The organism is Stomatobaculum longum (assembly GCA_000242235.1).
Lineage (GTDB): Bacteria > Bacillota > Clostridia > Lachnospirales > Lachnospiraceae > Moryella > Moryella longum.
Map to the genome: position 1 here is coordinate 112590 of JH590862.1, position 14857 is coordinate 127446.

13 protein-coding genes are annotated in these 14857 nt (G+C 58.5%); 2 read left to right on the forward strand and 11 right to left on the reverse strand.

Annotated elements, in window-relative coordinates:
- The first annotated feature begins 17 nt into the window (after window positions 1-17).
- Window positions 18-782 (forward strand): type III pantothenate kinase, encoded by a 765-nt coding sequence (locus HMPREF9623_RS03405; RefSeq protein ID WP_009532496.1) that lies wholly within the window; start codon window positions 18-20, stop codon window positions 780-782.
- Between the two features lie 65 nt (window positions 783-847).
- Here the strand turns inward: HMPREF9623_RS03405 and ftsZ are convergent, their stop codons facing one another.
- From ftsZ to lgt, 9 genes are all read right to left on the reverse strand, one after another.
- Entirely contained in the window at window positions 848-2161 is a 1314-nt protein-coding gene (ftsZ, locus tag HMPREF9623_RS03410) for a cell division protein FtsZ (RefSeq protein WP_009532497.1), read from the reverse strand.
- Window positions 2162-2264: 103 nt separating this feature from the next.
- The gene (locus HMPREF9623_RS03415; protein ID WP_009532498.1) at window positions 2265-2975 is read right to left on the reverse strand and encodes a cell division protein FtsQ/DivIB; all 711 of its coding nucleotides are present in this window, start codon (window positions 2973-2975) and stop codon (window positions 2265-2267) included.
- Complete coding sequence (locus HMPREF9623_RS03420; protein WP_009532499.1) at window positions 2972-4273, reverse strand: FtsW/RodA/SpoVE family cell cycle protein; 1302 nt, start codon at window positions 4271-4273, stop codon at window positions 2972-2974. Before HMPREF9623_RS03420 ends, HMPREF9623_RS03415 begins: the two co-directional genes overlap by 4 nt.
- A complete protein-coding gene (murD, locus tag HMPREF9623_RS03425; protein ID WP_040799479.1) occupies window positions 4270-5622 on the reverse strand; it encodes a UDP-N-acetylmuramoyl-L-alanine--D-glutamate ligase in 1353 nt (450 codons plus the stop codon). Before murD ends, HMPREF9623_RS03420 begins: the two co-directional genes overlap by 4 nt.
- A gap of 14 nt (window positions 5623-5636) precedes the next feature.
- On the reverse strand, window positions 5637-6608 hold the full coding sequence (gene mraY, locus HMPREF9623_RS03430) for a phospho-N-acetylmuramoyl-pentapeptide-transferase (RefSeq protein WP_009532501.1): 972 nt from the start codon (window positions 6606-6608) through the stop codon (window positions 5637-5639).
- A gap of 105 nt (window positions 6609-6713) precedes the next feature.
- Window positions 6714-9068, reverse strand: a complete 2355-nt coding sequence (locus HMPREF9623_RS03435) for a peptidoglycan D,D-transpeptidase FtsI family protein (protein ID WP_009532502.1) — start codon at window positions 9066-9068, stop codon at window positions 6714-6716.
- On the reverse strand, window positions 9031-9501 hold the full coding sequence (locus HMPREF9623_RS10810) for an FtsB/FtsL family cell division protein (RefSeq protein WP_009532503.1): 471 nt from the start codon (window positions 9499-9501) through the stop codon (window positions 9031-9033). Before HMPREF9623_RS10810 ends, HMPREF9623_RS03435 begins: the two co-directional genes overlap by 38 nt.
- Window positions 9498-10442 carry a 16S rRNA (cytosine(1402)-N(4))-methyltransferase RsmH gene (gene rsmH, locus HMPREF9623_RS03445; protein WP_009532504.1) on the reverse strand — a complete coding sequence of 315 codons (945 nt, stop codon included), beginning with the start codon at window positions 10440-10442 and terminating at the stop codon, window positions 9498-9500. Before rsmH ends, HMPREF9623_RS10810 begins: the two co-directional genes overlap by 4 nt.
- Before the next feature lie 110 nt (window positions 10443-10552).
- A complete protein-coding gene (gene lgt, locus HMPREF9623_RS03450) occupies window positions 10553-11419 on the reverse strand; it encodes a prolipoprotein diacylglyceryl transferase (protein WP_009532505.1) in 867 nt (288 codons plus the stop codon).
- 196 nt (window positions 11420-11615) lie between these two features.
- On the opposite strand from lgt, the gene ychF reads away from it, so the two are divergent.
- Complete coding sequence (ychF, locus tag HMPREF9623_RS03455) at window positions 11616-12713, forward strand: redox-regulated ATPase YchF (protein ID WP_009532506.1); 1098 nt, start codon at window positions 11616-11618, stop codon at window positions 12711-12713.
- 140 nt (window positions 12714-12853) lie between these two features.
- On the opposite strand, the gene HMPREF9623_RS03460 is transcribed toward ychF, so the two are convergent.
- Window positions 12854-14344, reverse strand: coding sequence for a hypothetical protein (locus tag HMPREF9623_RS03460; RefSeq protein WP_154646104.1), 1491 nt, complete (start codon window positions 14342-14344; stop codon window positions 12854-12856).
- Window positions 14345-14504: 160 nt separating this feature from the next.
- Window positions 14505-14849 (reverse strand): DUF1292 domain-containing protein, encoded by a 345-nt coding sequence (locus tag HMPREF9623_RS03465; protein ID WP_009532508.1) that lies wholly within the window; start codon window positions 14847-14849, stop codon window positions 14505-14507.
- Window positions 14850-14857 lie beyond the last annotated feature (8 nt).

The following is a 14857-nucleotide window of genomic DNA, read 5'->3' on the forward strand; positions in this document are numbered from 1 at the left end:
GCGGAAAGGAAGAAAGCATGATACTCGCCATTGATATGGGCAACTCCAATATCGTCATCGGCGGCATAGACGAGGCCAGTACGCACTTTATGGAGCGCATCACGACCGACACGCGGAAAACAGACCTCGAGTATGCGGTGAGCTTAAAGAGCATCCTGGACCTCCATCACATCGCGGCCGAGGAGCTCGAGGGCGCCATTTTGTCGAGCGTGGTTCCCCCGCTGAACGCCGTGATCACCGAGGCGGTTCGCAAGGTCACCGGCCTCTCCTGCAAACTCGTGGGCGCCGGCATGAAAACGGGTATGAACATCCGCATGGACGACCCGAAGCACATCGGCTCCGATCTGATTGTCGACTCGGTCGCCGCGAAGGCGAACTACCCGCTGCCGATTATCGTAATCGATATGGGAACCGCGACCTCGATTACCGCGCTGGACCAAAACGGCGACTATGTGGGCGGCATCATACACCCGGGGCTACGCGTCTCGCTGAATACCCTGAGCGGCAGTACCGCCCAGCTCCCCTCGATCGATCTCGAGTCCCCCGGCCGGGCGCTCGCAAAAAATACAATCGAGGCCATGCAGAGCGGCATTCTCTACGGCACCGCAGGCATGCTGGACGGCATCATCGCCCGCATGGAAGCGGAGCTCGGCAGCAAGGCGACCATTGTCGCGACCGGCGGCCTCGCGCGCTTCGTGACGCCGCTCTGCGCCCACCGGATTGAGATTGACGATCTCCTGCTTTTAAAGGGTCTTTTGATTCTGTACCGGAAAAACAGCTGATCGCTCCTGTATCCCGGTGCTTTCCGCGAAACAAAAAAGAGAGCCAAAGCTCTCTTTTTTTATGCTCACTTCCGGCTCTTTAAGAAGTCCGGGATATTAATCGACACATTCTTATTCTGGCGCGGCTCAAAGCTGTAAGCTCCCTGCTGCGGCTGCGCTGCCTGCTGGTACTGCGGCTGTGCCTGCTGCTGGTACTGCGGCTGTGCCTGCTGCTGATACTGCGGCTGTGCTTGCTGCTGGAACAGCGGATTCATCGTACCGTTGTAACCTGCCGTCTGCTGCGGCTGCACTTCCGGCTGTGCCGCTGCCGGCTGCTGTGCGACATGAATCTGGGCGCTCTGCTTTGCGGTGCCCGCCGTCTGCTGCTGGGTCGCGTTTCTGCGGTAACCGCCCGTGGTCGCCGTGCGCTGCTGTGCGTTCTGGCTCGCCGTCTGGTCGAGACCGGTTGCGATGACGGTAATCGAGCACTCATCCTGCGCGTTCTCATCGTACATCGCGCCAAAGATGATGTTGGCGTCATCGCCCGCCATCTCCTGCACATAGCTCGCCGCTTCATTTGCCTCGATGAGGCTGATGTCACCCGAGATATTGATGATGATATTGCTTGCGCCGTCAATCGTGGTCTCAAGCAGCGGGGACGCGCAGGCAATCTTGACTGCCTCGAGCGCCTTGTCGTCGCCGTGCGCCTTGCCGATACCGATGTGAGCGATGCCCTTGTCGGTCATGACCGTCTGCACATCCGCAAAGTCGAGGTTGATGAGACCCGGCATATTGATGAGATCCGTGATGCCCTGCACTGCCTGCTCGAGCACTTCGTCCGCCTTGCCGAAAGCCTCCGGCATCGAGGTGCGGCGATCCACAATCTCAAGGAGTTTGTCGTTCGGAATCACAATCAGCGTGTCAACCGCCTCTTTGAGGTGCTCAATGCCTGCGAGCGCATTGTTCATGCGCTGTCTGCCCTCAAAGTTAAACGGCTTCGTCACGACGCCGACGGTCAGAATACCGAGTTCCTTCGCGATGCGCGCAATGACCGGTGCCGCACCGGTGCCGGTGCCGCCGCCCATGCCGCAGGTCACGAAGACCATGTCCGCATTTTTCAGCGCCTCGGTTAAATCCTCTGTGCTCTCCTCTGCCGCCTTTTCGCCGACCTCCGGCTTTGCGCCGGCACCGAGACCGCGCGTCAGCTTCTCGCCGATCTGCATGACGGTCGAGGCCTTGCAGAACTGGAGAGCCTGCTTATCGGTGTTGATACCGATAAACTCTACCCCTTCGATGTTCTCGTCGATCATGCGGTTCACTGCATTGTTGCCTGCGCCGCCAACGCCGACTACGATGATCTTTGCAGTATTATCGTCTTCGTTCAGTTTGATCTCTAACAAGGTACCTGCCTCCTGTAACTGCTTATTCACAGATTGTCTCATACTGGATAATATGGTCTATCATACTTATTTTTCCCGAAAAGTGCAAGCAACTTTGCGGATTTTACGGATTCTGCGCCTGCAGCGCATAGGTTCCGTTTGACGCGCGCTTCCGGATATCCAGGATTCCGGAAGCATTGCCCGCTTTCTTCAGAATACCCGCGAGATCTTTGCACCTCTCCTCGGCTTCTTTTTCACCGCCGAAGAGCACAGTGATGCCGCCGCAGCGAAACGTCGCCTGATAGGCCGCGTCAAAGACAATCTGCTCCGTGCGGATATCGTTCTTCCGGAGATTCAGCAAGAGCTGCCGGACTATGGTCCTTCCCTTGGGATCGGCCTCGAGCAGCGTCCCGCCGACCGCAATGTCGCCCGTCTGCAGTCCCGTAATCTCCGGATACCCGGAAATCGGTTTCTGCGCACTCTCCACGACGCGAAGCTCGTCGTCAAAATAAAAGGCCGCACTCATATAGCGCACATAGCCGAGCACCGGCTTTTCGTGCAGTATGAGTTCCACCGAAAAGGGTGAGGTAAAGCGTATGTCGTAGCCGGTCAGAAAAGCGAGCTGTTTCTTTTTGCCGCGCCACAGCCGGAACAGAAGCTCGGCGCTGCGCTCGCCCTCCGCCTGCGGCAGCAGTGCCTTTCGCGCCGCCTCCTCACTGTATATCCGGTTGCCCTGCACCGTGACGGTTTTGACGCGAATACAGACAAACGCCGCTGCGAGCGAGACCGCCAGCAGCAGCGCAAAAACAATTCCCAGTTTTTGGAGCCGCTTCATGTCAGTTGCTCCGGGCGCATGCCCCTGGAAACCGCAAGAACCAGCCCGATTTCTCCCATGAAACTCACGAGAGAGGTACCGCCGCTGCTGATAAAGGGCAGCGTGACACCGGTATTCGGCATCAGGCCCGTGACCACGGCGACATGCATCACAATATGCAGCAGGATATGAACCGCCACACCGCCGCAGAGCAGAGCGCCGTAGCGGTCCGGCGCGTGACACGCAATCCGGAGGATGCAAAAGAGTAGCATCGCGTAGAGCAGAATCAGTACGCTCATACCAACCATGCCGAGCTCCTCGCCGATGACCGGAAAGATAAAGTCGGTCGAGGGCTCCGGCAGACCGTTCTGCTTGACCACCCCTCTGCCGAAACCGGCGCCGAACCAGCCGCCCGCACTGATGGCATACTTGCCGAGTCTCACCTGGAAGCCGCTGCCGTTCGCATTGGCATCGGGGTTCAGCCAAGACTCAATGCGCGCAATCTGATAGGGATGCAAAAACGGAAACTTCTTGTAATAGTGCACGGCGAAGAAAAAGAGCGCCGCTCCCGCAATCGCAAGCCCCAGATGCATCCGGTTGTCTTTCACGCCGAGCAGTGTAATCAGAAAGACCATGGCGCCGAGCAGAAGGCCGGTGCTGAGATTCTGAAAGGCAATCAGTCCCGCCGGGATGCCGCCGAAAACCGCCATCATCCAGAAAACGCGTTTGGGCGTCTTCGAAAAGCTGTAGTAATAGTTGACCAGATAGACCGCAAAGAACAGCACCAGGGCTGTCTTCATGAGCTCCGAGGGCTGAAAGCTCACGGGGCCGAGCCTGATCCAGCGGGTTCTGCCGTGCGAGCTCCGCCCGAACACAAGCGTTGCGACCAGCAGGACAGTGCTGAGTGTATAGAGCTGGCACCAACTCAGGCAGAGCAGTCTGTGATAATCGAGGCGGGACAGAAGCAGCATCGCGCACAGCCCGACCAGCGCAAAAACCGCCTGCTTCTTCACACCTGAGAGCGGCTCATCGCCCGCAAAGGACGTGGTTGAGTAGACCATCGCGAGACCGAACAGCACCAATATGACCGTGACCCAGAAGACATAGCCGTTCATATGCCGGCGATTCCGCTTCCACTGCTCTTTGCCGACGCAGGGAACAGCCTCAAAAATCCGACTCCACCGACTGCGCGCACCTTTCGTTTGTCGCGGATAGAGCGGCTCTACTTTGCCGCCTGCCGTTCGCCCTGTCCTTCTGACGCGCGGCTCTCTCTGCTGCGCGCCACTTGTCTCTTTTCTCCTTGGCGTTCTCGCCGTCATAGTGCGCGCACGCACTCCTTAAAGACTTTGCCGCGCACCTCGTAGTTCGGAAACATACCCCAACTTGCACAGGCGGGAGAGAGCAGCACATAGTCGCCCGCGTTGGCGTAAGAAGCGCAGACCTTGACCGCCTCCTGCATGTCCTCCGCGAACATGATGTTGGTAAAGCCGTGGCGCTTTGCGCAGTCCGAAATCGCATCACGGGTCTGTCCGAGTAACACGAGATAGCGCACCTTGCCGCCGAAGGCATCAATCCACTCGTCGTAAGAGGAACCTTTGTCATAGCCGCCGCCGATTAAGAGGGTCGGCCCCGGCATTGCCTTGATGGCCTGAATCGCCGCATCCGGGTTGGTTCCCTTCGAGTCATTGTAGTATTTGACGCCGTAGCGCTCCGCGACAAACTCAATGCGGTGCTCCACCGCTCGGAACTTGCGAACCGCATCCAGAATCGCATCCATCGGCGCCTTCATGCAGACAGCCATTGCAATCGCCGTCATGACATTTTCAAAGTTGTGACGGCCGAGCAGCTGCAGTTCGTCCGTCCGAATCAGCTCTGTCTTCTCTCCCTTTTCCTTGCGGCAGATGACACCGTCCTCGAGGTCATAGCCGTCGTCGAGCAGCTGGGTGCTCGAGAAGAAGACCACCTTCGGCTTCAAATCCTTCCGCTCACCGAAGGCGCGGAGCACCTCGTCGTCGTAGTTCAGCACGAGGAAATCATCGACCGTCTGGTTCGAGCTGATGTCCTCCTTGATCCGGATATAGTTCTCCATCGTATGATGGCGGTTCAGATGATCCGGCGTGATGTTTGTGATTGCGGCGACATGCGGGTGGAAGCGGATGATGGTCTCGAGCTGGAAACTCGACGCCTCGAGCACCGTGATTGACTTCTCCGTGGTCTTCAGCGCGACTTCCGTATAGGGGAGGCCGATGTTGCCGACCGTAAAGCTGTTACCGAACGCGCGCTGCATGATGGCGCCGGTCAGCGCCGTGGTCGTGGTCTTGCCGTTCGTGCCGGTAATGGCCAGAAGCTGTCCCTTCGCAACCTGGAACCCGAGCTCAATCTCCGACCAGAGCTGAATCTTCTTGTCGGTCAGTTTCCTCACAAAAGGCGTCTCGAGGTCAATGCCGGGGCTCATCACGCAAATCTGAATACCGGTGAGCAGTGTCTCGTCCAGTTCGCCGAGGCAGATTGTGAGGCGCGCATTCTCCGGGAAGTTTTCCCGGATTTTCTCCTCCGAGAGCGCTTCATTGCCGTCATAGAGCAGCACTTCGCCGCCCGTCTCCAGGATCAGCTTTGTTGCCGCGATACCGCTCTTGCCGGCACCTGCAACCATAACCTTTTCATTCATGAGAGTCTCCCCTTTCATTCCCCGAGTCCTATCCAGGCCGCGAGTGACAAAATGACTGTGCATATCGTAAAGACCGTGACAACGCGCGTCTCGGACCAGCCACCCAATTCAAAATGATGGTGCAGCGGAGCCATCCGGAACAGCCGCTTTCCCTTGGTCGCCTTGAAATAGCCGACTTGCAGCATGACCGAAATCACTTCCAGCATGTAGATGATGCCGACCAGCATCAGGAAGAGCGGCATGCGGAGCACCAGCGCAACGGCCGCCGCATAGCCGCCGAGCGCGAGGGCACCGGTATCGCCCATGAAGACTTTGGCCGGATAGCAGTTGAACAGCAAAAAGCCGAGCAGCGCACCGATGACCGCCCCGCTGACCGGCGCGGCGCCGGGTGCAAAGCGGCAGGCGACCGCCGCAAAAAAGAGCGCCACGACCGCCGTCACGGACGAGCAGAGCCCGTCGAGTCCGTCGGTAAAATTGACGCCGTTGTCCGTGCCGAGCACAACCAGAAAAACAAAGGGCACAAAGAGTCCGCCGAGCGGCAACAGAATGCCGGTCTCAAAACTTCCGCTGAACGGCAGCAGAATATCGCCGTAGTTTCCCGTTCGGAACAGCCGATATGCGAGAACTCCGGTCGCGATGAGCTGCAGCGAAAATTTCTGCCAGGCTTTCAGCCCCTCCGACTGCTTCCGGTGAATCTTCAAAAAGTCATCGAGAAAGCCGATAAACCCGAATGCGAGCGTAAACCCCATGACCGGCAGGGTCTCCGGCGCCTTTTTGAGAAACGGCAGACAGCCGAGCGCAATCGCAAGGACAATCATGATGCCGCCCATGGTCGGCGTTCCGCTTTTTTTCAAATGTGACTGCGGGCCGTCATCCCGGACCTGCTGCCCAAACTTCATGCGGTGCAGGATGGGAATCATGATCGGGCAGAGCGCCGCGCAGGCGAAAAAAGCAATAAAAAGCGCCAATATGGTGTCAGTCAGCATGCATCGCGCCTCCTGTTGTCTGTATAGTTGTGAGCCTCTTTACAGTATACCCTTGCCAAAAGTCTTGCGCAAGCCTAGTGCCGCGGCTTACCGCCCCGCGCGGGCTTACTTCTTCTTCGACGAAGAGCCGCTCTTTGAACTCTTGCCGCTCTTGGTGGCGTTCTTTGCGGAATTTCCACTCTTCGTGCTCTTCGAAGTCTTATTGCTCTTTGACGAAGAGCCGCTCTTCGTGCTCTTCGTGCTCTTCGAAGTTTTACCGCTCTTCGACGAAGAGCCGCTCTTTGCGGCCGCCGTGCTGCTCTTTTGCGCCGCCGCCGTGCTCGCCGCGGCCGCCGCACTGTCCGAAGCCGCTGTGCTGTCCGCCGCTGCCGCACTGTCCGAAGCCGCCGTGCTCGCCATGGCCGCGGTACTCTCCGCAGTCGCCGTGCTCTCCGCGGTATTGGCGCTCTCGCCGCCTTCCTCTCGGCCGGAGGCAATCCCGGCATTGATACCCTCCAACAGCGGCGTCGCCGTTGTACCCGGTGCATCGCCCGGAACCACATTGAGGGAGGGCAGAATGTCCGCCATGATATTCTGAAACAGCACCGAGGCAAAGGTGCTGTGCGCCTGGTCTTTCACATGCGGCTGATCGACCACGACATAGCAGAGTACCTGCGGGTTGTTTGCCGGCGCATAACCGCAGAATGAGAGCAGGTAATTCTTCTTGTTTCGCGGCAACTTCTCCGAAGTACCGGTCTTTCCGGCAATCTCATACCCCGGCACCTCCGCCGCCGCACCCGTGCCCTCGGTCACAACGCCGCGCAAAGCCTTGCGAAGAAAGAGCGCGGTCTCCTGGGAACAGGTCTCCCGCACGATTTCGCCGCTGTAGTCGCGAATCACGGTGCCCTGCGAGTTTAATATCTGCTTTACCACATGCGGCCGGTAGTACGAGCCGCCGTTGATGACCGAAGAAAAGGCTGCCGCGAGCTGCACCATATTACAGCCGAAGCCCTGACCGAAGCTGTCGGTCGCGAGTTCGACCGGGCCGAGTCTGCGGTTTGCCGCATCGTCCGGCGGGTTCAGAATGTGCACCTGCGTCGAGGTATCCGGCTCGCCCGGCAAATCAATGCCGCTGCTCACGCCGAAACCGTAGAGGTTCTGCGTTTTCTCAAATGCCTCCCGCCCGAGCGCCTGTGCAATGCGCACCAGCGCCACGTTGCAGGACTGCTCGAGGGCGCCGGTTACATTGAGTCTGCCGTGGCCGGTCCGCTTGCTGCAGTGAATCAGGGTGCCCTGTACATCCACCTCGCCCGTGCAGGTATATTCCTCCTGCCCGGTGATCTTTCCGTTTTCGAGCGCACCCGCGATCGTAAAAACCTTTGCCGTGGATCCGGGCTCGTAGACCGTGCTCACGCAGAAATTGTTCCAGAGTTTCTGCGTCGCCTCCTCGCTGGTCATCTGCTTCAGTTCATTGGCGCTGTAATACTTCTGCAGGTTTCCGGGGTCGTTTAGGTCGAACGAGTGATTGGTCGCCATCGCGAGAATCTCCCCGCTGTTCGGATCCATCACAATGACGCCGATATTTTCCGCACCCGTGGTATTCATGAAGTCCTTGATGTGCCGCTCGACACTCTGCTGCACCTTGACATCAATCGTGCTCACGACGGAGTTGCCGTCCTGCGGCTCCCGGGTCACATCCTGCGCCTCCCGGTCGGCGTCCATATAGCTGTACCGCTGGCCGTCCGTGCCGGAGAGCACCTCGTTATAGGACTGCTCTATGCCCGTCGTGCCGACCCGCTGATCGTCGTAACTCCGGTAGAAGCCGAGCACATTGCACGCGAGCTCGCCGTACGGATACTCGCGCTGGTAGTATTCCTGCAGATTGACGGCGCCGAAGCGCCCGCGGTAGCGCTCCCGCTGTTCCTGGCTAAAGCCCTCGTAGGTCTTGTCCTCCGCCCGCTTCTTCGCCTCATAGCGGTCGGGATTGTTCACGTGCTCCTGAAAATCCAGGAAGCGCTGCTTGTCGGGTGCTGTCAGCGGCTCTCCGACTTTCAGATTCTGGCTCGTCGAATTCTCTTCAATCTGCTTTCGAAGCTCATTCTCATCCATGCCGAGAAAGTCCGCGAGCGCATGCACGGTACAGTCGTAATAGAGATCGCGGCTGTCTTCCTTGAGCAGCGACTTGGGCGACACAATCAGCTGGTAGCGCTTTTCGGTCGCCGTCAGATAGGTGCCGTTCCGGTCCATAATCTCGCCGCGGCGATAGGGAATCACTTCCGGCTGCCGCAGTTCCTTACTCCGCGTGAATGTGCGCGCAACCGCGGCGTTGTTCTTCTGCACGCCGTACACCTGATACACGAGGCCGCCCAGTGCAAGCACCGTGAGCCCCATGAGCAGCCCGAGCTTGCCCCGCAACTGTCCCTTGACGTCATAGTTCGTTGTCTTATTTACCAGACTTGGTCTCTTTGGGAATTTCTTCATACTGCCTCACATAGCCCTGTTCCGCCCGATCGTAGTATATGACCTGGCCGGGTTCCGGCTGTACCAAGCCGTAACGGTTGATTGCCAGATCCCGAATGTGCTCCAGATCCTGCTTCCGGTTCAGTTCCACCTGCAGTGCGTCGTTTACTTCTTTCTGCTCATCGAGCTTCCGCTGCATCTCGCTCCGCGCGAGCTCGGCCTGCCGCACACGCCGCTCGCTCCGCACATAGAAGCCAAGCAGCATGACGGCACAGGCAATGCAGACTGTCAGCGCGACCATGCGCCGGAACACATCGCCGAGCGAGCGTTTCGGCTCCGGCGCGCGGCGCGGCTGCTTTTCGGGCGGCCTTTTGGCTATCCTCCGGTTGCGCGGTTTTTCCTCCGGTTCCAGCTTCGGTGCGGCGCTACCGTAGGTATAGGGCTGTCTGCTCACAGTATGCCTCCTCTCTCAAACACCCGGAGTTTCGCACTCCGGGATCTCGGATTCGCTGCCACTTCCTCTGCGGTCGGCACAATCGGTTTTCCGGTCACGACCCTGCCGCGACTCTTCTTCCCACAGACGCAAATCGGAAAATCCGGCGGGCAGGTACAGGGCGAGGCATTTCGCCGAAAACCCTCTTTGACAATTCTGTCCTCCAGCGAGTGGAAGGTGATAATCGACAGACGCCCGCCCGGCTGTAAGCGCAATATCATCTCGTCAATCGCCTGCTCCAAAACTGTGAGCTCACCGTTCAGCGCAATGCGGAGCGCCTGAAAGGTGCGCATGGCCGGATGCCCCCCCGTCTTCTGCAGGCGCATCGGAATCACGCGTTTCACGAGAGCCGCGAGTTCTCCGGTTGTCTCAATCGGCTTCTTTGCGCGCGTCTCGACGATACGGCGTGCAATCTGATTCGAGAAGCGATCCTCGCCGTAGACGCGGATGATGCGGGCAAGCTCGGCCTCGCTCTCCTCGTTCACAAGGTCTGCTGCCGTCCGTGCGCTGCGCCTGTCCATCCGCATGTCGAGCGGCGCATCCTCCATATAGCTGAATCCTCGCTCCGCGTTGTCCAGCTGGTACGAAGAGACTCCGAGATCCAGATAAATGCCGTCCGCGCGCGGTATGCCGAGGTTGTCGAGCACCGTCGGCAGATTCACATAGTTGTCGCGGACAACGGTCACCTTGTCTCCGAACGGTTTCAGCCGCTCTCCGGCCGCCTGGATTGCATCCGCATCCTGGTCTATGCCGATCAGCCGTCCGCCTTCCCCGAGTTTTGCGGCGACCAGCGACGCGTGGCCGCCGCCGCCGAGCGTCCCGTCCACATAGATACCGTCCGGCCGGATGTTCAGGCTGTCAATGGTCTCCCGCGGGAGCACTGAAATGTGATGAAAGTCCATATGCTGTCCTCCGCTGCCCACAGCTCTGCCATATCTTGTCACAATCGATACTCATTTGGATGCATCATACCAAAATAAGCGGCATTTTTCCAGCTTACGGGCGCATTCCGTCAGTTTTTTCGCCCGCGCGCCGCAAGCCGCCGCCCGGCCAGAATGCAAAGCAGGGCGACCAGAACACAGATGCCCGCGAGCGCCTGCGAAACCGCAATTCCCGTGCCCGGCACCAGCAGCGAGTCCGTGCGAAGTCCCTCAATCCAGACTCTGCCGAGACCGTAGCCGCCGAGATACAGGAAGAAAATCTCCCCGGTAAAACGCTTCTTCGGGCGGTACCAAAGTAAGAACAGCAAGAGGCAGAGGTTCCAGACGGACTCGTAGAGAAAGGTCGGATGTACCTGAATATAGTCGACGCCGTTCACCCGGACAAGGTGTTGCAACAGCGCGGAATCGATCATAATCGGATTCACGATGTCCCGCCGAAGTTGCATCGCAAAGAGACTGTCCGTATAGCGCCCGAAGGCCTCGGCATTGAAAAAATTGCCCCAGCGCCCCAGAATCTGTCCGACCAGGACGCCGAGAATTAAGGAGTCCGCGAGATTCAGGAAATTCTGCTTCTTCCGTTTGCAGTAAAACATAAGACTCAGAATGCCGCCGATTACACCGCCGTAAATCGCGAGCCCGCCGGCCCGGAGGTTCAGAATCTCGAGCAGGTTCCCGCGGTAATTGTCCCACTGGAAAAAGACATAGTAGAGGCGGGCACCGATTACGCCGAAGACTATGCCGAGCAGCGAAAAGTCGTATATCGTGTCCTCGCCGATACCGCGCCGCTCGGCATCCCGCGCGGCGAGTGTAATGCCGAGCAGCATGCCGATGCCGATGATGATGCCGTAAAAGGCAATCGAAAATCCGAAAATCGTGATGTGGTTTTGCAGATATTCAATCGTGATGCCGAGATGCACGAAGCGCAAATCATATCCCATAAGTTCTGTCTCCCTTCCGCAATTTCAGACCCGAGCATAGCAAAAAGCACAGGCATTTTCCATGCAAATCTTTCGCTGCGCGCTGTCCCTGTCCCCGGTACTTGAGAGCACCGCGGCTCTCTGCTACAATGAAGCCCAAACAGGCTCTGCATTCGCAGCGCCTTCACTCGCAAATCACCAAAGGAGATTTCTGTCTATGAAACTCGGTATTGTCGGACTTCCGAATGTCGGAAAAAGTACGCTTTTTAACTCCCTGACCAAGGCCGGCGCCCAGGCCGCCAACTATCCGTTCTGCACCATCGACCCGAATGTCGGCGTGGTCGCGGTGCCGGATGCGCGCATCAAAACCCTCGGCGAGATGCACCATTCGAAAAAAGTGACGCCCGCCGTCATTGAGTTTGTCGACATCGCGGGACTGGTGCGCGGCGCAAGCAAGGGCGAGGGACTCGGCAACCAGTTCCTCGCAAACATCCGCGAGTGCGACGCGATTGTCCATGTGGTGCGCTGCTTTGAAGATGAAAATGTGATTCATGTGGACGGCTCGGTGGATCCGGTTCGTGACATCGAGACCATCAACCTCGAACTCATCTTCGCTGACCTCGAAGTTCTGGAACGCCGCATTGCGAAGACGCAGAAGTCCGCGAACAACGACAAGAGCTTAAAGAAGGAGCTCGAGATTCTGAAAGAACTGAAAGTTCTGCTCGAGGACGGCAAGCCCGCCTCCGCCTTTGAGACGGATGATGCCGATGTCGCGGCTTTTGTCGCTTCTCTCTGCCTTCTGACTGCAAAGCCCGTCATCTACGCGGCCAACGTAAAAGAAGACGATCTCGCGGACGACGGCGCTTCCAATCCGCACGTCACCGCTGTCCGTGCCTACGCGGCCGCACATCAGAGCAAGGTCTTCTGCGTCTCCGCACAGATTGAAGAGGAAATCGCCGCGCTCGACGAGAGCGAAAAGGCAGACTATCTCGAGGCGCTCGGCATCTCTGTCTCCGGCCTCGACAAGCTGATTGCCGCGAGCTACGAGCTCCTCGGCCTGATCAGCTTCCTGACAACCGGCGAGGACGAGACCCGCGCCTGGACCATCAAAAAGGGCTCGAAGGCCCCGCAGGCCGCCGGCAAAATCCACACCGACTTTGAGCGCGGCTTTATTCGCGCCGAGGTCATCGGCTATGACGACTTTGTGCGCTGCGGCTCTTCGGCGGCGGCAAAAGAAAAAGGGCTCATGCGCCTCGAGGGCAAGGACTATGTCGTGCAGGACGGCGACGTAATTCTGTTCCGCTTCAACGTCTGATTCCCTCTCCCCCTCTACCTCTGTTCCGCACAAAAGAGTCACAGGACAAAAATTGGCAGAAAACCCCGCAGCGCCGTCAGAAGCAAGCGCTGCGGGGTTTTTTCTTTCGGACAAGATAACGAATCAAATACGATGCCGCCTCAGGGCAGCCAGTCTGTCCCTGTGTTGCCGTGATACCAGCCGTCATTCCAGCCGCCGTGCCAGTTGTCGTTCGGATTCGGCGGCAGGTCCCAGGTGTCGTCCCAAGACGTCTCTGTCGGTGCCGTCTTGGTCGGTGCGGCCGTCGTCGGCGCCGCGGTCGGGGCAGTCGTCTCTGTCTCCCGCCCGGTTGTGCTTTCCCGCGTCGGTGCAACCGTACTTTCCCGCGTCGATTCCTGTGTCGCCGGCGCCGAGGACGAACTCTCCTCCGGCTTGGTCGGATTCTCGGTCGGTCTTTCGGGCAATGTGTCGCTCGCCGAGGTCTCCTGTCTGCCGCCGCGATGACGGGTGCCGCCCGGCTTGGTGATATAGCGGACGCTGCGCTTCTTGGTCTCCGTCTCCGTGCTGCTCTCGGCCTCGCTGCCGCTCTCTTCCGTCGTCTCAGCCGCTGCGCTCTCGGTCGGATCCGGTCTCGCTCTGACCGTCTGTGTCTCTGTCGCCGTGGCAGTGCGCGTCTCTTTGCTGCTCTCACGCTGCATGGTCGAGCTCTGACTCTCGGCGCGCCGTCCGGTCTCTGTCTCCGTCACAGTCTCGCTCTGTGCTGCCGTCGTCCGCACAGTGCTCGCCTGCGCGGTCTCTGCTTGCGTCGTTGTCTGCGCCTCTGTCGTGAACTCCTGAGACACATCCTGGGTCATCTCTGTCTTATCGCTCTCCGTAATCCGAATCTGCGTCGGATAGAGGAGGCGCAGCTGACACTGCAGCTCCAGCCCGTCGCGCGCGCCCGCCGCCTCCGTCGCCTGAAACTGTGTCGTATAGCGGTACAAAACTTCCACGCCGTCACTGCCTGGATCTGTGTCGCCGAGTTTTTTGAGACCGCTCAGCTGCTCCCGCGCAAGCGAGAGTTCCTCCGGCATCCTGCCGAGAAAAGCGCTGTTTTGCGGCGTCAGATACAAATTCGCCGTATACTTACCGTCCTCCCGCTCCTCCACGCTGCGGTACAGAAGACAGGCGAGTCCTGTCCGAAATACCTGCGACATTGCGTCATACTGATAGCGCACACCCGAAACGGCAAGGGCGGTCTGCCCACTCTGAAAGCTGACTGCCTCGCCGTCACCGCGCAGGTTCGGCTGCTGCAGCAGCACTGCGCTGCCGTTTGCACTGAGCGGATAGGAGAGCCGCAGATAGCTCCCCTTTCCGAGTAGCGCCGCCGGGATACTGTCCCGGATGCTGAGTTCCACGCGTTTTCCGTTCCGGCTGCGCTTGACATCGACCGCAAAGTTCTGCAAGGTCTCGCCGCTCTGATTGACAAGCTCTGCGGTATAGCGCTCTTCCCTAGACTGCTGATAGCCGTGACTCATGTCCGTCGCTCTCAGCACCATGCGTGTTCCTCCCGCTCCTCCTATATATTGTTTTCCGAATCCCCAAAAACCCAGAACCAGCACCGCCGCCGCAATCCAGACGCGCGCCTGCCTGAGTGCTCGTATTATTTTCATCCTCTCACCACATCTCTACTCCGGTTTGCCTACTTATACTATGACAGAGAACGAAGAAAAATGCCAGCATTTTAGAAGAATTTCTTAATTTTTCCGATTTATTTCTTATTTCCACACAAAAACGCGCCCTTTTTGGGGCGCGTTCCTGTCCTGTCGGCATTCAGTCCTCGTTCTCGCCGTCCTCTTCACCTTCCATGAGCTCCTTGAACTCCTCTTCGTCCAGAATCTCGTCGAAGGCATCGCTCACGATCTCATATTCCTCATCGCTCTCGATGTTGGTGAGATCCGGCTGACCGTCCTCGGTCTCCGCATAACGGTATAAAAATACATTTCCGTCTTCATCTTCGCCGCTTTCCGGCATCAGTGCGATGTACTCCTTGCCGCCCGCTTCAAAAATCGTGAGCACCACGCACTCCAGCAGCTCGCCGTCATCCAAGGTCAGTGTGACCGTCGTGTCACCGCCGTCAAACAGACCCTCGTGCTTTACTTCATCATAATCGCTCATCTGCTTTT